Annotated in this window: 20 protein-coding genes and 1 tRNA gene; 14 read left to right on the top strand and 7 right to left on the bottom strand. The window is 55.2% G+C overall.

What is annotated here, in order from left to right; genetic code table 11:
• The first annotated feature begins 1 nt into the window (after position 1).
• Positions 2-1,030: an EF-P beta-lysylation protein EpmB gene (epmB, locus tag F3J26_RS08220; RefSeq protein ID WP_166877414.1), complete on the top strand. Its 1,029-nt coding sequence runs from the start codon at positions 2-4 to the stop codon at positions 1,028-1,030.
• 206 nt (positions 1,031-1,236) lie between these two features.
• Here the strand turns inward: epmB and F3J26_RS08215 are convergent, their stop codons facing one another.
• From F3J26_RS08215 to F3J26_RS08200, 4 genes are all read right to left on the bottom strand, one after another.
• A complete protein-coding gene (locus tag F3J26_RS08215; protein WP_008453768.1) occupies positions 1,237-1,590 on the bottom strand; it encodes a DUF4156 domain-containing protein in 354 nt (117 codons plus the stop codon).
• 129 nt (positions 1,591-1,719) lie between these two features.
• Positions 1,720-3,366: a chaperonin GroEL gene (gene groL, locus F3J26_RS08210; protein ID WP_008453770.1), complete on the bottom strand. Its 1,647-nt coding sequence runs from the start codon at positions 3,364-3,366 to the stop codon at positions 1,720-1,722.
• Positions 3,367-3,406: 40 nt separating this feature from the next.
• The gene (locus tag F3J26_RS08205) at positions 3,407-3,700 is read right to left on the bottom strand and encodes a co-chaperone GroES (protein WP_008453772.1); all 294 of its coding nucleotides are present in this window, start codon (positions 3,698-3,700) and stop codon (positions 3,407-3,409) included.
• 134 nt (positions 3,701-3,834) lie between these two features.
• Positions 3,835-4,311, bottom strand: a complete 477-nt coding sequence (locus F3J26_RS08200; RefSeq protein WP_166993188.1) for an FxsA family protein — start codon at positions 4,309-4,311, stop codon at positions 3,835-3,837.
• Positions 4,312-4,655: 344 nt separating this feature from the next.
• Here F3J26_RS08200 and aspA point away from each other — a divergent pair, with 344 nt between their 5' ends.
• From aspA to F3J26_RS08170, 6 genes are all read left to right on the top strand, one after another.
• A complete protein-coding gene (aspA, locus tag F3J26_RS08195; RefSeq protein ID WP_008453774.1) occupies positions 4,656-6,092 on the top strand; it encodes an aspartate ammonia-lyase in 1,437 nt (478 codons plus the stop codon).
• Positions 6,093-6,207: 115 nt separating this feature from the next.
• Positions 6,208-7,509 carry an anaerobic C4-dicarboxylate transporter gene (locus tag F3J26_RS08190; RefSeq protein ID WP_008453775.1) on the top strand — a complete coding sequence of 434 codons (1,302 nt, stop codon included), beginning with the start codon at positions 6,208-6,210 and terminating at the stop codon, positions 7,507-7,509.
• Between the two features lie 87 nt (positions 7,510-7,596).
• Positions 7,597-7,920: a divalent cation tolerance protein CutA gene (cutA, locus tag F3J26_RS08185; protein ID WP_166993185.1), complete on the top strand. Its 324-nt coding sequence runs from the start codon at positions 7,597-7,599 to the stop codon at positions 7,918-7,920.
• Positions 7,896-9,665 carry a protein-disulfide reductase DsbD gene (locus F3J26_RS08180; RefSeq protein WP_166993182.1) on the top strand — a complete coding sequence of 590 codons (1,770 nt, stop codon included), beginning with the start codon at positions 7,896-7,898 and terminating at the stop codon, positions 9,663-9,665. The genes cutA and F3J26_RS08180 overlap by 25 nt, the downstream gene beginning before the upstream one ends.
• Positions 9,666-9,703: 38 nt before the next feature.
• Entirely contained in the window at positions 9,704-10,279 is a 576-nt protein-coding gene (locus tag F3J26_RS08175; RefSeq protein ID WP_008453778.1) for a transcriptional regulator, read from the top strand.
• Between the two features lie 114 nt (positions 10,280-10,393).
• Positions 10,394-10,469, top strand: a tRNA-Phe gene (locus tag F3J26_RS08170).
• Between the two features lie 473 nt (positions 10,470-10,942).
• Here F3J26_RS08170 and ydgU read toward each other — a convergent pair.
• Both ydgU and asr read right to left on the bottom strand, forming a co-directional pair.
• Entirely contained in the window at positions 10,943-11,026 is an 84-nt protein-coding gene (gene ydgU, locus F3J26_RS22855) for a small membrane protein YdgU (RefSeq protein WP_456297838.1), read from the bottom strand.
• Between the two features lie 81 nt (positions 11,027-11,107).
• Positions 11,108-11,587, bottom strand: a complete 480-nt coding sequence (gene asr / locus F3J26_RS08165) for an acid resistance repetitive basic protein Asr (protein ID WP_166867317.1) — start codon at positions 11,585-11,587, stop codon at positions 11,108-11,110.
• 234 nt (positions 11,588-11,821) lie between these two features.
• On the opposite strand from asr, the gene F3J26_RS08160 reads away from it, so the two are divergent.
• Complete coding sequence (locus F3J26_RS08160) at positions 11,822-12,115, top strand: DUF1330 domain-containing protein (protein WP_008453781.1); 294 nt, start codon at positions 11,822-11,824, stop codon at positions 12,113-12,115.
• 24 nt (positions 12,116-12,139) lie between these two features.
• Here F3J26_RS08160 and F3J26_RS08155 read toward each other — a convergent pair whose 3' ends face one another.
• The gene (locus F3J26_RS08155; RefSeq protein ID WP_166993179.1) at positions 12,140-13,819 is read right to left on the bottom strand and encodes an ArnT family glycosyltransferase; all 1,680 of its coding nucleotides are present in this window, start codon (positions 13,817-13,819) and stop codon (positions 12,140-12,142) included.
• Between the two features lie 389 nt (positions 13,820-14,208).
• Here F3J26_RS08155 and F3J26_RS08150 point away from each other — a divergent pair, with 389 nt between their 5' ends.
• The 6 genes from F3J26_RS08150 to yghU all read left to right on the top strand — a co-directional run bounded on the left by F3J26_RS08150 (position 14,209) and on the right by yghU (position 20,645).
• Complete coding sequence (locus F3J26_RS08150) at positions 14,209-16,353, top strand: TonB-dependent receptor plug domain-containing protein (RefSeq protein WP_166993176.1); 2,145 nt, start codon at positions 14,209-14,211, stop codon at positions 16,351-16,353.
• Complete coding sequence (locus F3J26_RS08145; protein ID WP_166993173.1) at positions 16,353-17,195, top strand: heme/hemin ABC transporter substrate-binding protein; 843 nt, start codon at positions 16,353-16,355, stop codon at positions 17,193-17,195. The genes F3J26_RS08150 and F3J26_RS08145 overlap by 1 nt, the downstream gene beginning before the upstream one ends.
• 29 nt (positions 17,196-17,224) lie before the next feature.
• Positions 17,225-18,571 carry a heme anaerobic degradation radical SAM methyltransferase ChuW/HutW gene (gene hutW / locus F3J26_RS08140; protein WP_166993170.1) on the top strand — a complete coding sequence of 449 codons (1,347 nt, stop codon included), beginning with the start codon at positions 17,225-17,227 and terminating at the stop codon, positions 18,569-18,571.
• Positions 18,568-19,065: a heme utilization cystosolic carrier protein HutX gene (hutX, locus tag F3J26_RS08135; protein ID WP_166993167.1), complete on the top strand. Its 498-nt coding sequence runs from the start codon at positions 18,568-18,570 to the stop codon at positions 19,063-19,065. Before hutW ends, hutX begins: the two co-directional genes overlap by 4 nt.
• Positions 19,062-19,685: an NAD(P)H-binding protein gene (locus F3J26_RS08130; RefSeq protein WP_166993164.1), complete on the top strand. Its 624-nt coding sequence runs from the start codon at positions 19,062-19,064 to the stop codon at positions 19,683-19,685. The genes hutX and F3J26_RS08130 overlap by 4 nt, the downstream gene beginning before the upstream one ends.
• A gap of 114 nt (positions 19,686-19,799) precedes the next feature.
• Positions 19,800-20,645 (top strand): glutathione-dependent disulfide-bond oxidoreductase, encoded by an 846-nt coding sequence (yghU, locus tag F3J26_RS08125; protein ID WP_166877451.1) that lies wholly within the window; start codon positions 19,800-19,802, stop codon positions 20,643-20,645.
• Positions 20,646-21,184 lie beyond the last annotated feature (539 nt).

Raw genomic sequence — 21,184 nt, 5'->3', positions numbered from 1 at the left:
AATGGCACACATTGTAACCCTAAATCCCCCTCACAGAGAAGATTGGTTAACGCAACTTGCCGATGTTATAACCGATCCTGATGAACTGCTGCACATTTTAAATGTAGCTGACGATGAAGAACTGCTTGCCGGGCGTGAAGCAAGGCGTCTTTTTGCCCTGCGCGTCCCTCGCGCTTTCGTCGCGCGCATGGAAAAAGGTAACCCCAACGACCCGTTACTGCGTCAGGTTTTGACGGCAAAACAGGAGTTCGTTGCCGCGCCCGGCTTCACCACCGATCCGCTGGAAGAGCAACACAGCGTTGTCCCAGGGCTGCTGCATAAGTACCGCAACCGCGCCTTGCTGCTGGTGAAAGGTGGCTGCGCCGTAAACTGCCGCTACTGTTTCCGCCGCCACTTCCCGTATGCCGACAACCAGGGCAACAAACGCAACTGGCAAACGGCGCTGGCGTATATCAGCGAACATCCTGAGCTGGACGAAATTATTTTCTCCGGCGGCGACCCGCTGATGGCCAAAGATCACGAACTGGACTGGCTGATGAGCGAGCTGGAGGCCATTCCTCATATCAAACGCCTGCGTATTCACAGCCGCCTGCCGATTGTCATCCCGGCGCGTATTACCGATGGGCTGGCAGCAAGAATCGCCCGCTCATCGCTTCAGGTGCTGCTGGTTAATCATATTAACCACGCCCAGGAAATTGGCGACGATTTCCGCTCGGCGATGGCAAAGCTACGCCTGGCGGGCGTCACGCTGCTGAATCAAAGCGTGTTGCTGCGCGGCGTGAACGACAACGCACAAACTCTGGCCGACCTTAGTAATGCGTTGTTTAATGCGGGCGTGATGCCGTATTACCTGCACGTACTCGACAGAGTGCAAGGTGCGGCGCACTTTATGGTGGAAGACGAAGAGGCCCGGGCGATTATGCGTGAGCTGCTGACGCTGGTTTCTGGCTATATGGTGCCGAAGCTGGCGAGAGAAATAGGCGGAGAGCCAAGTAAGACGCCGCTGGATTTGCAGCTACGGCAAAAGTGAGAGCTTAACGCCCTCACCCTAACCCTCTCCCCCAGGAGAGGGAACCGCTTAGTGCTGCCTTCAACTGTAGAAAAAGCCCCACGACTTTATCCCTTACCAGTGACAGGGAACCGCAAGTCCTTCCTCGATCTCTATCAGTAAAAGCACGTCCGTTTTTCTCCCTCTCCCTGAAGGAGAGGGCCGGGGTGAGGGTAATACTTACCGAATCAGTTCGGGCACTTATAAACCTGACCCGTCATTTGGCTGGCCGTTGGCGCAAAGCTCGAGAGCAGCGTCTGGGTTGGGCTGCTCACGCCGTACAGCACGTTGCCGCCCATTTCGGCCGCATTGTTACGCAGTGCGTTTGCCGCGCCGCGCATAGACCCGCCTTCATCGCCGTGCTGGCCAGACAGCCAGTTGCTCTGTTCCCCGGTCGCGGTGCCTAATAGACGGCATTCGCTTCCTGGTTTGTCTTCAACAAAACGAACGCTCTGGCCGCTGGAGCTAAGCTGATTGCCCGTGCTACATCCTGCCAGCAGCAGCGCTGCCAGAACCACTCCTGATGAGACTTTCATGCGCATGTTATTCCCCGTAATCAAGGTATTGAGCCGTTATTGCCCGGTAAGCACTTATACCAGAGTGTGAACAAAAGAAAAAACCCCCAGACATTTCTGACTGAGGGTTTCTTTAACACAAGGTGCTAAGGCGAATTACATCATGCCGCCCATGCCACCCATGCCGCCCATACCACCAGCAGCGCCTAAGTCAGGAGCATCGCCTTTAGGCAGGTCGGTGACCATGCACTCGGTAGTGATCATCAGGCCCGCCACGGAAGCCGCGTACTGCAGAGCAGAACGAGTAACTTTGGTTGGGTCCAGGATACCGAAATCGATCATGTTGCCGTATTCTTCGGTCGCGGCGTTGTAACCGTAGTTACCTTCGCCCGCTTTCACCGCGTTGGTGACAACGGATGGCTCTTCACCGGCGTTAGAAACGATCTGACGCAGAGGAGCTTCCATCGCGCGCAGCGCAACTTTGATACCCACGTTCTGGTCTTCGTTCTGAGCGGTCAGGCCAGCCAGTTTAGCGGCAACGCGAACCAGCGCTACACCACCACCAGCAACCACGCCTTCTTCAACCGCAGCACGGGTAGCGTGCAGGGCATCGTCGACGCGAGCTTTTTTCTCTTTCATTTCAACTTCGGTAGCAGCACCAACTTTGATTACCGCTACGCCGCCTGCCAGTTTCGCTACGCGCTCCTGCAGTTTTTCGCGGTCATAGTCAGAAGTTGCTTCTTCGATCTGCTTACGGATCTGACCAACGCGGCCCTGAATAGCGGCTTCTTCACCCACGCCATCGATGATGGTGGTGGTGTCTTTGTTGATCACAACGCGTTTAGCCTGGCCGAGGTCTTCCAGGGTCGCTTTTTCCAGCTCCATACCGATCTCTTCAGAGATAACGGTACCGCCGGTCAGGGTAGCGATGTCCTGCAGCATAGCTTTACGGCGGTCACCGAAGCCTGGTGCTTTAACCGCAGCCACTTTCACGATGCCACGCATGGTGTTAACCACCAGGGTAGCCAGCGCTTCGCCTTCAACATCTTCAGCGATGATAACCAGCGGTTTGCCTGCTTTCGCAACGGCTTCCAGCACTGGCAGCATTTCACGGATGTTGGAGATTTTTTTGTCAGCCAGCAGGATGAACGGGCTTTCCAGCTCAACAGCGCCAGTTTCTGGCTTGTTGATGAAGTATGGGGACAGGTAGCCGCGGTCGAACTGCATACCTTCAACCACGTCCAGTTCGTCTTCCAGACCGGTACCGTCTTCAACGGTGATCACGCCTTCTTTACCGACTTTATCCATCGCTTCAGCGATCAGTTTACCTACGGTTTCGTCGGAGTTAGCGGAGATAGTACCAACCTGAGCAATCGCTTTAGAGTCAGAGCACGGCACGGACAGCGCTTTCAGCTCTTCAACAGCGGCAACAACGGCTTTATCGATACCGCGTTTCAGGTCCATTGGGTTCATGCCCGCAGCAACGGCTTTCAGACCTTCGGTGATGATAGCCTGAGCCAGTACGGTTGCGGTGGTGGTACCGTCGCCTGCAGCGTCGTTCGCTTTAGAGGCAACTTCTTTTACCATCTGTGCGCCCATGTTTTCGAACTTGTCTTCCAGCTCGATTTCACGCGCTACGGAAACGCCATCTTTGGTGATGGTCGGTGCACCGAAAGATTTATCCAGAACCACGTTACGGCCTTTAGGACCGAGGGTAACTTTCACTGCATCTGCCAGTACGTTAACGCCGCGCAGCATTTTTACACGAGCGTCGTTACCGAATTTTACGTCTTTAGCTGCCATTTCTTCTATTCCTCAAATTCGTTCAGGTTCGTGCGTCAAATTACGCTTCAACAATTGCCAGGATGTCGCTTTCGGACATGATCAGCACTTCTTCGTTGTCGATTTTCTCGGACTTCACGCCGTAGCCATCGTTGAAGATAACGATGTCACCCACTTTCACGTCCAGCGGCTGCACGCTACCGTTTTCCAGGATGCGGCCTTTACCGACAGCGATGATCTCGCCACGAGTTGATTTGCCCGCTGCGGAGCCAGTCAGAACGATGCCGCCCGCAGATTTGGACTCAACTTCTTTACGCTTGACGATGACACGATCATGTAATGGACGAATGCTCATTGATAGCTCTCCTTTGAGAAAGTCAGTATCAGATAGTTAGGTAACGCCGTCCCACAGGGGTAATCGGCTGGTGACCTGATTAATGGGGATGCGCTTTCCCCCCTTCAAGGGGGGAAAACAAAAAAAACTAAAATTTAACGATCATCCCGGTGCTGGTCGTCGAGGCGCTTTGGCGCGTCGTCTTTACGCTGGAACTCACCGTCGAATGTATTGCCCCCTTCACTACCGGCGCTAAAACCGCCGCCAGGCATGCGGGAGAAGCGCAAATGCGGCATCAGCTTGAGCGTGAGGTGCTTTTGCACCGGCGGCAACAGCAGCAGCAGACCGAGGAAGTCGGTAAAAAAGCCCGGCAACAGCAGCAAAATACCGGCCATGATCAGCGAGACGCTTTTGATCATCTCCGCCGCAGGGCTTTCGCCTGCCGCCATCTTCTGCTGCATCAGCATCAGGTTTTTAAAGCCCTGGTTACGCACCAGAGAAAGGCCAATCACCGAAGTGAAAATGACCAGAATCAGGGTCATAAAGACCCCCAAAACGTGTGCCACCTGTATGAACAGCGAAATTTCGATGTAAACATAAAGGAAAACGGCAATAAACGGGATCCAGCGCACTATACGCTCCTGTCATCGGGCGAGCCCGTTAATGGTCTCGCGAAAAATAGATTAGCAATTACGCGTAGGAGGGAGATGGCGACGCTGTAGACAAAGATCAATGTTTATTGCGTGAATTTTTTCTGGAAATTTTCAACTGTTGACCTATATCACATATTAATAATTGTTATGCGTGGCGGCTTTTAATAAGTGATCCAGGTTACTGCTTTTCGCTATCATCAGCATATCATCACGTCAACGCGGTCGAATATGGACATAATCGTCGGCCTATTAAGCTCACAACCACATTTCGTGTGTGTGAATAAAACAGTGCATTTATCTGCAGCTTTACTAAGAAGGTTCACATGTTAAATAACATTCGTATCGAAGAAGATTTGTTGGGTACCAGGGAAGTGCCAGCGGATGCCTACTACGGCGTTCATACTCTGAGAGCGATTGAAAACTTCTACATTAGCAACAGTAAAATCAGTGACATACCGGAATTTGTACGCGGTATGGTGATGGTAAAAAAAGCGGCGGCAATGGCGAACAAGGAACTGCAAACCATTCCTAAGAGCATCGCGAACACCATCATTCAGGCCTGTGATGAAGTCCTGAACAACGGCAAATGCATGGATCAATTCCCGGTAGACGTCTACCAGGGCGGCGCCGGTACTTCCGTCAACATGAACACCAACGAAGTCCTCGCTAACATCGGTCTGGAACTGATGGGCCACCAGAAAGGTGAATACCAGTTCCTGAACCCGAACGACCACGTCAACAAATGCCAGTCCACTAACGACGCCTACCCAACCGGCTTCCGCATCGCAGTTTACGCTTCCATCGTGAAACTGATCGATGCCATTAATCAGCTGGGCGAAGGCTTCCAGCGTAAAGCGGTTGAGTTTTCTGAGATCCTGAAAATGGGCCGCACCCAGCTTCAGGACGCTGTTCCGATGACCCTCGGTCAGGAGTTCCACGCGTTCAACGTGCTGCTGACTGAAGAGACTAAAAACCTGCTGCGCACCGCTGAACTGCTGCTGGAAGTGAACCTTGGCGCAACCGCCATCGGTACTCGCCTCAACACGCCAGATGGCTACCAGCAGCTGGCCGTACAGAAACTGGCAGAAGTCAGCGGCCTGGCCTGCGTACCAGCAGAAGACCTGATTGAAGCCACTTCCGACTGCGGCGCATACGTGATGGTGCACAGCTCCCTGAAGCGCCTGGCAGTGAAAATGTCCAAAATCTGTAACGACCTGCGCCTGCTCTCTTCCGGCCCGCGCGCTGGCCTGAACGAAATCAACCTGCCAGAACTGCAGGCGGGTTCTTCTATCATGCCGGCCAAAGTGAACCCGGTTGTCCCGGAAGTGGTGAATCAAGTTTGCTTCAAAGTCATCGGCAACGACACCACGGTGACCATGGCATCCGAAGCAGGTCAGCTGCAGCTGAACGTGATGGAGCCGGTGATTGGCCAGGCAATGTTCGAATCCATTCATATCCTGACCAACGCCTGCTACAACCTGCTGGAAAAATGCATTAACGGCATCACCGCGAATAAAGAAGTGTGTGAGAGCTACGTGTACAACTCCATCGGTATCGTGACCTACCTGAACCCGTTCATTGGCCACCACAACGGCGACATCGTCGGCAAGATCTGCGCAGAAACCGGCAAGAGCGTGCGCGAGGTCGTGCTAGAGCGCGGCCTGCTGACAGAAGCCGAGCTGGACGATATCTTCTCCGTCCACAACCTGATGCACCCGGTCTACAAAGCTAAGCGCTATACCGATGAAAGCGAACAATAACTCATCCATATAAACGCCAAAAGGCACGTCCAGTCGGACGTGCCTTTTTCATTTTAACGGTATACGAAAACATAACATTTCATTTTCATCTCATTTAAATCTCAAGGATGCAATTATGTTTGGTGCTGAACTCGTGGTCGTCCTGCTGGCGATCTATCTCGGGGCAAGGCTGGGAGGGATCGGTATTGGTTTTGCCGGTGGTCTCGGCGTGCTGGTGCTTACCCTTATCTTCCAGATCAAACCGGGGGCAATCCCCTTCGACGTGATCGAAATTATCATGGCGGTGATCGCCGCGATTGCGGCCATGCAGGTCGCGGGCGGCATGGACTACCTGGTCAGCCTTGCGGAACGCATGCTGCGCCGCCATCCGAAATACATCACCTTCCTTGCGCCGCTGGTCACCTGGTTTATGACCATTCTGGCCGGGACCGGCCACACGGCCTTTTCCACGCTGCCGGTGATTACCGAAGTGGCAAAAGAGCAGGGCATTCGCCCTTCTCGCCCGCTTTCTATCGCCGTTGTCGCCTCACAAATTGCCATTACGGCATCGCCGATTTCCGCTGCAGTGGTGTTTTTTGCCGGCATTCTGGAGCCGATGGGCGTGAGCTACCTGACGCTGCTAGGTATCTGTATCCCGGTCACGCTGATTGCCGTGATGCTAACCGCGGTGGTGTGTAACTTCCTCGGCTGCGAGCTGAAAGACGATCCGGTTTACCAGGAACGCCTTGCCAAAGGCGAAGTGAAGCTGCGCGGTAGCCAGGTCTTCGAGCTGAAGCCGCACGCCAAGCGTTCGGTGCTGCTATTCCTGATCGGTATTGTCGCCGTGATGTTCTATGCCACCGCGATCAGCGATACCGTCGGCCTGATTCAGAACCCGGTTCTGCCGCGTAACGAAGCGATTGTTGTGTTTATGCTCACCATCGCCACGCTGATTAGCATCACCTGTAAAATCGACACTGGCGAAGTGCTGAACGCCAGCACCTTTAAGTCCGGCATGAGCGCCTGTATTTGCGTACTCGGCGTTGCATGGCTGGGCGATACCTTCGTTAAGTCCCATATCAGCGACATTCAGGCGGTTGCCGGTGACCTGCTGAACGGTTACCCGTGGCTGCTGGCTGTGGTGCTGTTCTTCGCGGCCACCTTGCTCTATTCCCAGGCAGCCACAACGAAAGCGCTGATGCCTGCGGCCCTGCTGCTCGGCGTCACGCCATTAACCGCCGTCGCCTCTTTTGCAGCGGTATCTGCGCTGTTCGTCCTGCCAACCTACCCGACGCTGCTGGCAGCGGTCGAAATGGACGACACCGGCTCAACCCGTATCGGCAAATATGTGTTCAACCACGCCTTCCTGATCCCCGGCGTCATTGCCATTACTTTGTGCGTTATCCTCGGCTTTATCATCGGCGGGATCGTACTGTAAATCTCCGCCAGACGCGGGCTGCAATGCAGCCCGTTTTCTTCTGCTCATGTTATAGTCATCGCACTTTCTTCTCAGATGAGGTTTGCGATGTCGATGACCCAGGCTGTCGTTGTACTCTGTACCGCCCCGGATGAAGCCACCGCGCAGGATCTGGCCGCGAAAGTGCTGGCGGAGAAACTTGCCGCCTGCGTGACGCTGCTGCCGGGCGCAACTTCGCTCTATTACTGGGAAGGAAAGCTGGAGCAGGAGTACGAAGTCCAAATGCTGCTCAAGAGCGACGTGGAACGCCAGGAGGCACTGCTTGCCTGCCTGAAAACCCATCACCCTTATCAAACGCCAGAACTACTGGTTCTGCCAGTTGCACACGGAAACAGTGAATATCTCTCATGGCTCTACGCATCATTACGCTAGTCCTGCTGTTATGCAGTTCGCAGGCCTTTGCCGGGCTGTTTGACGCCCAAAATAAAACGCAGTTTGTCCCGGTCGACCAGGCTTTTTCCTTTGACTTTCAGCAGGCCGAGCACAAGCTGACGCTCAGCTGGCAGATAAAACCCGGCTATTATCTCTATCGCCAGCAGATCAAAGTGGTGCCCACCAGCGCGGACATTACGCCCCTGGTTATGCCTAAAGGCACCTGGCACGAAGATGAGTTCTACGGCAAAACGGAGATCTTCACCCAGCAGCTAACTCTGCCCATTACGGTAAATGCCGCCAATAAAGGTTCGTCCGTCAGCGTCACTTACCAGGGCTGCGCCGAAGCCGGATTCTGCTATCCGCCGGAAACGCGCGTTGTGCCGTTGAGTGCTATTGCTGCGTCGGCTAATGATGCCAATGTGTCTTCCTCCTTCTCCCCATCAAGAGACGAGGCCAATATTTCTTCCTCCCTCTCCCCTTCTGGGGAGAGGGCCGGGGTGAGGGGAACAGACAGCCCCGCCCCCGCATCGCTCCCCTTCTCCGCGCTGTGGGCCTTCCTGATCGGCATCGGCATCGCCTTCACGCCCTGCGTGCTGCCGATGTACCCGCTCATTTCCGGCATCGTACTAGGTGGTAAACAACGCCTGTCCACTGCCCGGGCGCTGCTGCTGGCCTTTGTATACGTCCAGGGCATGGCGCTGACCTACACCGCACTCGGTCTTGTCGTTGCCGCCGCAGGACTCCAGTTCCAGGCGGCACTCCAGCACCCATACGTGCTGATTGGCCTGTCGGTGCTCTTTATCCTGCTCGCCGCCTCGATGTTCGGTCTGTTCACGCTGCAGCTGCCCTCGTCGCTGCAAACGCGCCTGGCGCTGATGAGCAACCGCCAGCAGGGCGGCTCGGCGGGCGGCGTCTTTGCTATGGGCGCGCTGGCCGGGCTTATCTGCTCGCCGTGCACCACCGCGCCGCTTAGCGCTATCCTGCTGTACATCGCGCAAAGCGGAAATATGTGGCTCGGCGGCGGCATGCTTTACCTTTACGCGCTGGGCATGGGCCTGCCGCTAATCCTGATTACCGTCTTCGGTAATCGCCTGCTGCCGAAAAGCGGGCCGTGGATGGAAAGCGTCAAAACCGCCTTTGGTTTTGTGATTCTGGCGCTGCCGGTCTTCCTGCTGGAGCGTGTGCTGGGCGACATCTGGGGGCTGAGGCTGTGGGGCCTGCTGGGCGTCGCCTTCTTCAGTTGGGCATTTATCACCAGCCTTGGAGCGAAGAAGTCCTGGCTACGCATGCTACAAATTATTCTTCTGGGTGCCGCGCTGGTGTCCGCTCGTCCGCTGCAGGACTGGGCTTTTGGCTCTCCGGCATCCGTTCAGTCCGTCCCTCACCTCAGCTTTAACAAAATAGCCAACGTTGAGCAGCTCGACGCCGCGCTAGCCGGGGCGAAAGGCAAACCGGTGATGTTAGATTTGTACGCCGACTGGTGCGTGGCGTGTAAAGAGTTTGAGAAATACACCTTTAGCGATCCGCAGGTGCAAAAAGCGCTGTCTGGCACCGTTTTACTGCAGGCCGATGTCACGGCAAATAACGCCGACGACAAAGCCCTGCTGAAGCATTTACAGGTGCTTGGCCTGCCAACCATTTTATTCTTTGATGCTAACGGCGTTGAACAACCGGCAGACCGCGTCACAGGCTTTATGGACGCCTCCGCGTTCAGCGAGCATTTGCGCAATCGCAGCCAGTAAACAACACTTGATCCGTTGGGAAACGTAAGGAGAAAACCGTGCAACGCGAAGAAGTTTTAGAGCACGCCCTGCATGTCCTTGAACGTGAAGGCATTGCCAGCACGACGCTGGAGATGGTGGCGAAAGAAGCCGATTATCCGCTCGCTGAGATTCGCCAGTTCTGGCCCGACAGCGAAGCCCTGCTGTACGACGCCCTGCGCTACTTAAGTTCGCAGGTGGATGTCTGGCGGCGTCAGCTGATGCTGGACGAAGAGTTAACGCCGGAGCAAAAGCTGCTTAAGCGCTACCACGCCCTGACCGAATGCGTGAGCAACCAGCGTTATCCCGGCTGCCTGTTTATTGCCGCCTGCACCTTCTACCCTGATGCCGCGCACCCGATTCATCAACTGGCTGACCAGCAGAAAAAAGCGGCCTGGGAATACACGCACGAGCTGCTCACACAAATGGAAGTGGACGACCCAACCATGGTCGCGCACCAAATGGAATTGGTGCTGGAAGGCTGCCTGAGCAAGCTATTGGTGAAGCGTAGCCAGGCTGATATCGACACGGCCAGAACCCTTGCGGAAGATATTCTGCGCTTTGCGCTGTGCCGCACCGGCGGGGCATTAACCTGAAGCACGTCTTTTTGCTGTCTTTGACTGAAAAGCAGGCAATCAGCATAGTTTTAGGTAATTTTTATGACAAAGCCGTTGACGCCTGGCGGCCTTTACGGTTTAATGCGGCCCGTTGCCCGGATAGCTCAGTCGGTAGAGCAGGGGATTGAAAATCCCCGTGTCCTTGGTTCGATTCCGAGTCCGGGCACCACTATTTAGAAGAACCCGCCTATGGCGGGTTTTTTGCTTTTGGCGAAACGGACTCTGCATCGAGCTGAAAGTCGATTATTCGTCTCATCCCTGAGACTCACCCCATAAGGGGCCAGCGCAAGCGCTGTTCAAAAACGTTCCTGACGTTTTAGTATTCGTCTCATCCCTGAGACTCACCCCATAAGGGGCCAGCGCAAGCGCTGTTCAAAAACGTTCCTGACGTTTTTGTCCGAGTCCGGGCACCACTATTTAGAAGAACCCGCCTATGGCGGGTTTTTTGCTTTTGGCGATACGGACTCTACATCGAACTGAACGATTACACGACTGCATCGACATCGCCCTCTTCCAACCACTTTTCCAGAGCCAAATAAAAACTACAGCGCTAATCTGCACTAGTATCTCAACCAGGCGCTGGCCTGTATTTCTGAGTAAAGCAGGGGCTGGTGGTTTTTTAGAACTCAGGAAGAACAGAATCTACTGAAGCCAAAAATTCAGCGTGATTAGGCCGCAGGTCAGCAGCGCGGTGAGGATTAATTCGAAACTGTAGCGTCGCAACATTATCTGAACTCCAGAAAGAAACACCCGGCAAGCCGGGTGTTTGTGTTAACGCTTCAAGCTAACGGGGTTGCCCCGTCAAACTTATGCAGCTGGCTTAACAGCCGGTTTTGCAGCAACTTTGTGATGTTTTTTCACGTGTTTCTTAGCAGCCTGCGCTTTCTGAGCAACAGGTTTTACTGCTTTTTTGTGATGCTTTTTAGCAGCCTGAGCCTTCTGCGCAGCTGGTTTTACTGCTTTTTTGTGGTGCTTTTTAGCAGCCTGAGCTTTCTGCGCAGCTGGTTTTACTGCTTTTTTGTGGTGCTTTTTAGCAGCCTGAGCTTTCTGCTCGGTGGCTGGCTTAGCGGCTTTTTTGTGTTTCTTTTTAGCGGCCTGTGCTTTCTGAACGGCAGCTTTTTTGTGTTTCTTGTGGTGCGTTACTTTTGCCGCTGGCGCTTTAGCAGCAGGCGCAGCGGCGGTGGTTGCCGGCGCAGCAGCTGGAGCGGTAGCGGTAGTGTCAGCAGCGAAAGCGGCGGAAGACAGACCCATAGCAGCGGCAACAACCAGAGCTAATACTTTTTTCATTTCGACATCCTCGAATTTGTTTTCGTGTTTACCCCACTGCGGGGCCGTTGAAATGAACTATAGGCGCGTGGAACAAACTCTTCAGTGAGTGATTGGTATCGGCGTGTAATGAAATGTACAACGTCAAATTGAGCGATGAGCCACCACAACATGCCGCCTCTTTCCGGCAACACGGCCGTTCACCGCTGTGCTAGATTGGCTGACAAACAGCCTTCCCCCCTACAGGAGCAAAGCATGGCCGCATACTGGATTGCCCACGTCACCGTTCACAACCCTAAGCAGTATCAAAACTATATCGATTTATCCCCGGCAGCCTTTACGCGCTACAACGCCCGCTTTTTGGCGAGAGGCGGCAAAGCGGAAGTTGTAGAGGGTGATGCGGCTTTCGCCCGGCATGTCGTCATTGAGTTCGCCGATATGGAGACGGCGCTGGCCTGCTACCACTCACCGGAATACCAGCGCGCTCGCCAGGAAAGGGCCAGCGTCGCAGAAGCGATGATCACTATTGTAGAAGGCCTGCCTGGCTGAGCCTTGTAAACCCGGCCCAGGTTTTTAGTCGTTATTTTTTGAAACGTCCCGGTACACCATCAGGTTGTTACGCTTCTCACCGGGGCGATTATCTTCCCAGAAAAAAACCATTCCCTTCGGCGCGGGCTGCAGCTTGTCGCCCAGCACAATCAGCCAGCGACAGCGCTCAGGCTGGCGGAAGGTTGTTTGTGGCTGATGCAGGATCCCGGCAAAGTAATAAAGCATCGGCGCCTCTGACTCCCCCAGCCGGTAAGAAGCCATGCAGTCATCCGCCAGGTACTGCCCCGCCAGATGGCTTTTGAGATCCTTAAATACCCCAGCATAACCTTTGCTGTAGTCGAACCAGCCCACCATTAACGTGAACGCCACGCTCCAGACAACGGTCACGCCTAACCCCCAACTGAATGCCGCGCGCAACACCGGGTTGAGTGCCGCAGATAAACGCCCCCGACAGATCCACAGCGCGGTAACGACCAGGGCAAACACAAATGGCGGCCAGGATAAATGCAGCTCGTAGCTCGCCGGCAGCCAGCGCTCAAGCGGAGCCAGCCAGCCTTTTTGATCGCCACCCACCTTAAGCAGATAAATGCCCCAAACCCCTGCAAGCGAAGCTGACCATAGCGCGACGGCAAAACAGGAGAAATAACGCAGTGCTTTCTCTTTTATTGCAGGTAAAAGCTGGGATCCCAATATAGCCATCGGGGCCACAAAGGGCATTAAATATAAAGCGCGACTGGTGGCCGACATCTGCAGAATAATAATGCCGAGCAACGGAAAAAGCGTAATCACAAACTCATCCGGGTTTCTCAACCGCTGAAGTGGATGACGAAGAAAATAAACTGTCGCCAACATCCCGGCTGGCAGAGCAAAAAGCGCAACGGCCTCAGGCACACGCATCAGGTTTGCTTTGGCGCCCAGCTTAGCAACGGAAAAGCCAAGAAAACGGCCAATGTTATTTTCCCAAAACCACGCCATAAAAAGATCGGGATGTTTACTGTAAAGCAACACTGGCCAGGGAAGAATAAAAATAAGCGCTAGCAGTCCTGAGAGAATAACCGGATACCAAAATGCTTTAGTCCGGCATTGTGTGAAAAAGAAAGCGCTTAAAAATAAAGTTATCCATAATACGCCGGGAATAAATACGCCTTTGGATAACATCGTTGCTATTGTGCCCAGGCCAAGCCATACCGCCGAGGCGGCCACTTTCTCCTCGCGAATCAACCCGACAATGCCATACAGCGCCACGGTTGCGCCTGCGGTGAGCGCGGTATCGCTGAACATATCATGGCTGTGGCGCAGGATGCCCGGGGCGCTGATATAAACGGCGAAGGCCAGCCAGATACGGTAATCTACCAGGCTTTCACTGCGGAATACTCTTCTCGCCAGCAGAATAAAGAAGGAAAAATTAATAATTGAAAACAAAAGCGTCGCACTTCGGGCAGCATCGTGGAGCGGCATCATACCGGAAAATAAATGCGCCATTAGCGTTGCCGTCCAGTAATAAAGCGGCGGCTTTTCCATAAACGGCTCACCGGCGTTCACAGGCACTAACCAATTGCCCGTTTCATACATGGTTTGAATGACGCCGAAGGTATAGTTTTCATCCTGCTTCCACGGCGTATGGCCGTATATTCCCGGTAGCAGATAAATAATAAGGAAACTAATAAATAAAAGGAGTATTTTCCCGTCCCTGTGCTGCAACATATAAACATCACTCCTTTACATAAATTGGCTAATTGTTTCTGGCTGTATCTCATCGGAAACACGTTCGGGATAATAATATTTTCCCACCACAGGACATTACAAAGCGCCAATGCAATGGAAAATAAACGGCATTCCTCTTTCCAGACTCACTGCTTTTTTTTGTAGGTTCGTTGAGGAAATAAACAGGTTAGCAACATAAAAGTGATACGTTCTGCGCCCGGGCGCAGAAAGTTACCCCTCTTTGGCAGGCTCACCGCGCACGGGCCCATCTCCTTTGACCAAAATCAAAGTTGCATCTGGTTAGCAGGTTAAACGGTGGATATGTACGCTACTCCTGGCTATAAAGGCGAACGATAATAAATATCATTAACGTTCACAAGGATGGGTTTATGCCAGGGAAATGTGAAACCTACGCAACCTTTTCAGTCGTACCTCTGTTGATTGCCGGCGCACTTACCGCACCGGATAGCGCTTTCGCCCAGACAAACACCGCGCCTGATGACACGATTATCGTCAGTGCCAGCCGCACGGAAACCAACCTCTGGAACAGCCCGGTTACCGTCCAGGTGGTTGACAGCAAAACGCTGGAAAACTCCACCAGCGTCTCCATTGCAGACGACCTCAAAGATATTCCCGGGGTAGAAGTCACCGATAACGCGCTCGCGGGCCGCAAGCAAATCCGCATCCGGGGCGAAGCCTCATCGCGCGTGTTGATTCTGATTGATGGTCAGCAAGTCACCTACCAACGCGCCGGGCAGGACTACGGCGCGGGGCTGCTGGTGGATGAATCGGCTCTGGAGCGTATTGAAGTCATTAAAGGCCCCTATTCCGTGCTCTACGGCTCACAGGCCATCGGCGGCGTGGTGAATTTCATCACCAAAAAAGGCGGTGATAAGCCGTTGGCCGGGCTGGTCAAAGCAACCTGGAACTCCGCCACCGCAGGCTGGGAGGAATCCGCCGCCGCCTGGGGCAGCATCGGCCAGTTAGACTACCGCATCAACGGCAGCTACTCGGACCAGGGCAACAGAAAAACCCCGGATGGGCGGCTGGATAACACGCACTTCCGCAATAACGGCCAGGGACTGTGGCTGGGTTACCGTTTCGATCGTCAGAAAATTGGCCTGTCTCTCGACCGCTACAGCCTCGCCACGCAAACCTGGTACAACGATCCAGACCAACAGTTCGACGCCTTTAGCGTCAGGATCCCGAAAATGACGCGGGAAAAAATCGGGCTGTTTTACGACCTTGATGTCGACGGAAATTACCTGAAAAAAATCCATCTGGATGCCTACAGCCAAACCGTCGAACGCCGGTTTAACAATGAAGTCGCGACTACACAGGTGATTCCTTCGCCGGCCATTCAGGCGCTAAGCGTAAAAAATCAGACCCAGACCAATGACAAGCAGTACACCCAGGGCGTCACGCTGCAAACAAACTTCTCCCTGCCCGCCGGAAACGATCTGGTGCTTGGGGCGCAGTATCAGCACGACAAGGTAGACCAGAGCGGCAGCGGCTACACGCGGCAGACGGCCAAAACCGGGATCTTTGATACTGAAACCCACAGCCAGTCGCAGGACAAATCGGAACAAAGCAATACCTCACTGTTTGCGCAGAACGCCTGGCACCTGGCCGATGACTGGACATGGACGGCGGGTGCACGCCAGTACTGGCTCTCCTCCAAACTCATTGATAGCATCACACAAAAAACCGAAGGCGGCGTTACAACCCACACCGCAACCGGCAACAAATCCGCCAGCGATAACCAGTTCGTGGCGGCGACCAGCCTGAATTACTCCGGGTTTAAAGATATCGAGCTGCGTGCAGCCTTTGCCCAGGGCTACGTCTTCCCCACGCTGGTGCAGCAGTTTATGCAGACTTCCGCCGGCGGCGGCGTGACTTACGGCAACCCTGATCTGCGCCCGGAACACTCCAACAACTACGAAATTGGCGCCCGCTACAAAGGCAACCTGTGGCTGATTGACAGCACGGTCTACTATTCAGAAGCCAAAGATTACGTCGCATCACGAGCCTGCGAAGGGCAAGCCCTCTGTCTGGGGAACAGCAGCAGTTCCCGGGCCAACTACCGATTTTATGACAACATCAACCGGGCCAAAACCTACGGCATTGAGCTGAGCGCGGAGTACAACGGCTGGGCCGTCTCCCCTTACCTGAGCGGCAATCTCCTGCGTCGTCAGTATGAAAGCGACTCGCTAAAAACCTGGGATACCGGCGAGCCTGTCGTCAATGGCCGCTTCGGGGTCAGACATACGCTGATGCTTAACGCCATGAATATCACCTCCGACGCCTTTATTCGCGCGGCCTCCCGTGCCAAAGAAAACACCGGTGACAGTGAAAGGCGCTACTCCGGCTGGGCCACGTTAAACCTGGCCGTCAACGCCGAGTTTGGTGACAACGACCAGTACCTGGTCAACCTGGCGCTGAACAACCTGACCAACAAACGCTACCAGACCGCCCACGAATCTATCCCGGAAGCGGGCTTCAACACGGCCATCGGCTTTGGGTGGAAATTCTGATGAAGAGACATTTTTTTGCCGCACTGCTGGCGCTGACGACTTCTTTTTCCAGCCAGGCTAGCGAGCGGCTGGTCGTCGCTGGCGGCTCCCTGAGCGAGCTTGTTTATGCCCTCGACGCGGGTAGCCAGATGGTTGGCGTGGATGAAACCACCACCTGGCCGCCGGAAACGGCAAAGCTGCCGCACATCGGTTCCTGGATGCAGCTCAGCAGCGAATCGATCTTGTCGCTGCGCCCCGGGCGCTTCATTACCTGGCAGGACGCCGGGCCGCACATCGTCATCGGGCAGTTAGAAAAGGCAAAGGTGAATGTCCTGCAGCTCCCGCGAGTGCCCGCCACCGTCGAGCAGATGTACACCAACATTCAAACTCTGGCGATGACCTTACAGCGCCAGCCGCAGGGAGAGGCGCTGATTGCCAACCTTAAACAGCGGCTGGAGGTGATTAGCAAACGTAACGTGCTGAAGCCACACCCCGTCAAAGCGATGTTTATTCTCTCCGCGGGCGGCAGCTTGCTGCAGGTTGCCGGCGCGGGCAGCGTGGCCGACTCCATCCTTAGCATGGCCGGAGCAAAAAATATCGCCCGGCATCGTCAGTACCAGAGCTACAGCACCGAGGCGATGATCGCCGCCAACCCTGAGGTCATCGTCGCGACGACTCAAATGACCCAGGGCAACCCCGAAGCGCTGAAGGCCATTCCCGGGATCACCCATACCTCCGCCTGGAAAAACAAGCGGATAGTCATTATCGATCAGGCTTTGATTCTGGGCATGGGCCCGCGCGTCGCAGAGGCCGTGGAACTGCTGCATCACCAGTTTTGGCCCGAGTCCGGCCAGAAAGATTAAGGATTACTTTGAAATGAGCGATGTTGAACATGAAACCTGAACTGGATCTCCAGGCGCACTTTGCGCTCCCCGGCGGGCAACCCTTTAAGGATCGTCACGCCACCATGCCGTGGCGCGGCGCAATGCCCATCGCCAAAGAACAGCTGGAGCACACCTGGCAACAGGTGATTACCAGCCCAACGCCTCCCGGCAAAAGGCTGGTTTACCTCCATATTCCCTTCTGCGCAACGCACTGTACCTTCTGCGGTTTTTACCAGAATCGTTATGAAGCAGACCACTGCGAACGCTACACCGACGCGCTGCTCAGGGAAATCGAGCTGGAGGCCAGCAGCCCGCTGCACCAGTCGGCCCCCATTCACGCCATCTACTTTGGCGGTGGCACGCCTTCGGCGCTGTCAGCTAAAGATTTAGCGCGGATCATTACCGCCTTGCGCCGCAGCCTGCCGCTGGCCCCGGACTGCGAAATCACCATTGAAGGCCGGGTGCTGAATTTTAATGATGAGCGCATCGACGCCTGCCTCGACGCCGGAGCCAACCGCTTCTCCATCGGCATCCAGTCGTTTAACAGCAAAATCCGCAAAAAAATGGCGCGCACCTCCGACGGCCCCACCGCCCGACGCTTTATGGAAAACCTCTGCAAACGCGATCGTGCCGCCGTGGTCTGCGATCTGCTGTTTGGCCTTCCGGGGCAGGATCAAAAGCTGTGGGCCGAAGACCTGGCTATCGCGCGGGACATCGGCCTCGACGGGGTCGATCTTTATGCCCTGAATTTGCTACCGCAAACGCCGCTGGGTAAAGCTGTAGAAAATGGACGCGTCACGCTGCCTTCCCCAGCCGAACGCAGGGATTTGTACCTGCAGGGCTGCGACTTCATGGACAGCGCAGGCTGGCGCTGCATCAGCAACAGCCACTGGGCGCGCACCACGCGGGAACGCAACCTTTACAACCTGCTGATTAAACAGGGGGCAGACTGCCTGGCCTTTGGCTCCGGCGCGGGCGGCTCGGTTAACGGCCACTCCTGGATGGTTGAACGCAACCTGGAGACATGGCACGCCGCCGTCGCCGCCGGAAAAAAACCGCTGATGATGATGGCCCGCACCACTGACCCAGGCTACCGCTGGCGGCATCGCCTCCAGGCAGGCATTGAAACCGCCCGCGTGCCTCTCGATGAGTTAACCGCCGATGCGCATCTGCTCCAGCCGCTGCTGACTCAATGGCACAACTCTGGCCTGACCCGGGATGACTCAACCTGCCTGCGCCTGACCGACGAAGGCCGCTTCTGGGCCAGCAATATCTTCCAGTCGCTGCAGACGCTGGTTGCCGCCCTCAATACCCCCATAACAACGGACAAAAAACCACAAGGAGCAACGCTATGACTTCCGTTTCCCTCGCCGCTTACTTAAAAACCCAGCCGGACGGCACGCTGGAATCTATTGCCACACAATATAATGTCACCCTGCTGGATGTTGTCTCCCAGCTCCCCGCTCAGGCGCTGGTTAGCGGCGAGCAGTTCGACACCGTTTGGGACACCGTTGTCGAATGGGGCAGCGTCACCACGCTGGTACACACCGCCGATGTGATTATTGAATTTTCCGGAGAACTGCCCTCCGGCTTCCACCGCCACGGCTATTTTAACCTGCGCGGCAAAAAAGGCATGACGGGGCATATCAAAGCGGCCAACTGCACCCACATCGCGTTGGTGGAGCGCAAGTTTATGGGGATGGACACCGCCTCGATTCTGTTCTTCAATCAGGCGGGCAGCGCGATGCTGAAAATCTTCATCGGGCGCGACGATCATCGCCAGTTACTGGCAGACCAGCTGGCAGCTTTTCGTGCGCTGGCAGAGACACTTAAGGGAAATATTGCATGACGCCATGGTTAATTTTTGGGGCCGGGGGCAAGGGCGTAGGCGCGCTAACCGCGAAGCTGGCTTTGGCAGAAAATCGCCCCGTTGTTGCACTGGTGCGTAACGAAGAAGCCGCCGCAAAACTGCGTGAGGCAGGTGCCCAGGTTATTACCGGCGACGCCTGCGACGCAGACGCTGTCGCAGAAGCCTGCCGCCTGGCGGGCAAGGACGCCACCGTCATTTCGACGATGGGCGGTTCACAGGATTACCAGGCGCACCGGACAGTTATCGACTGCGCCGAAAAAGCCGGGATCTCACGCATGGTGCTGGTCACCTCTTTAGGCTGCGGAGAAAGCTGGGCTTATTTATCCGACCGGGCAAAAGCGGCCTTTGGTCAGGCGGTACGGGAAAAATCCCTCGCCGAAAGCTGGCTGCAAACCAGCACGCTGAACTTTGCTATTGTTCGCCCCGGTGGCCTGCTTCACGGTGAACCCACCGGCAAAGCTGTGCTGAGCCAGACCCCCGAAATTCACGGTATGGTCATGCGGGCCGATGTCGCCGCGCACGTCGCAGAACTGGCAAAATCCTCCCACCTGAATCACCAGGTTTACGGCCTCGTTGAACCGGGGCTGAAACCAGCCTGATGCCACGCCGGGCTTTCGCTTTTCTGGCGGTATAGCCCGGCAGGCTCTTCCCTCTTGCTACACTTCAAGATAGTTTCATCAGATAACTAACCTGATAAGAAGGCAGATCACGCGATGTCCGAACACAACTACCAGCCCCCAAAAGTCTGGACCTGGAACAAGACCGAAGCCGGTCAGTTCTCCAGCATCAACCGCCCGATTTCCGGCCCGACTCACGAAAAAACGCTGCCTGTCGGCAAGCATCCGCTACAGCTTTACTCCCTCGGTACGCCGAACGGGCAGAAAGTCACGATTCTGCTGGAAGAGCTGCTGGCGCTGGGCATCAGCGGGGCAGAATACGATGCGCACCTGATTCGCATCGGCGAAGGCGACCAGTTCTCCAGCGGATTTGTGGAAGTGAACCCAAACTCTAAAATTCCGGCGCTGTTTGACCACTCCGTCACGCCGCCGCTGCGCGTGTTTGAGTCCGGCAACATCCTGCTTTATCTCGCGGAAAAATTCGGCCACTTCCTGCCGAAGGACATCGCCGGGCGCACCGAAGCGCTGAACTGGCTGTTCTGGCTGCAGGGTTCCGCCCCTTATCTGGGCGGCGGCTTCGGCCACTTCTACCACTATGCCCCGGTCAAAATCGAGTACGCCATCAACCGCTTCGCGATGGAAACCAAGCGTCAGCTGGACGTGCTCGATAAACAGCTGGAGAAAAACCGCTTTATCGCCGGAGATGAATACACAATCGCCGATATTGCTATCTTTACCTGGTACGGCGCGCTGGCGAAAGGTGGCCTATACGAATCCGCCGAGTTCCTCGACATTGCCTCCTACAAACATTTTGGCCGCTGGGCCGATGAAGTCGCTAACCGCCCGGCGGTGAAGCGTGGCCGCATCGTGAACCGCACCTGGGGCGATGTGCAGTTGGCCGAGCGCCACAATGCTTCAGATTTTGATGCATTAGGGTTGTAGGCCTTTCAAGTTGAAAGCTGTTCCTTAGCCACAAATACCCACGATTATGGAGGGTCGGCTAAGGTTCCGTTCACTTCCAGCCCTGTTTTATATGTAACCCGGCATAGGTGAACGTCTTAGGGGAGTCACCGTCACTCCCCTAAGAACCCGGACTCCCGGCCAAATAAATCGACCGCTGAAGCGGCAAACCTCCGTTTTATCTCCCAGTCCTGGGTCGGCTGAGATGCGTTCCCGACGCTCTCAGCCTCCGGCCGTTCCCGACGGCCGGACCCTGGCCAGTCGGAGAGAAAACGGAGGCGATTTAAGCCGGAACCGTGCCTCGCTTTTAACCTACAGCAACGTTTAAACGTTATATTCGCTTCAGATCTCAAAGCCACGCCCTTGTCCCCGGCTCTCATCGCCCCCGGCTATGACCCAACTCAGGCGGGGTTGAGCTGTCGGGAACAGCGAAAGAGAGCGATCGTCGGGAACGAATCGCGAACGACCCCGAATGTTTGGGTGATAGCCGGTGGGTTTACCGCTTCAGCGGCGATGAGCTC

The organism is Enterobacter sp. Ap-867, assembly GCF_011752855.1.
Classification (GTDB): Bacteria; Pseudomonadota; Gammaproteobacteria; order Enterobacterales; family Enterobacteriaceae; genus Cedecea.
This window is presented reverse-complemented; position numbering and strand designations above follow the sequence as displayed.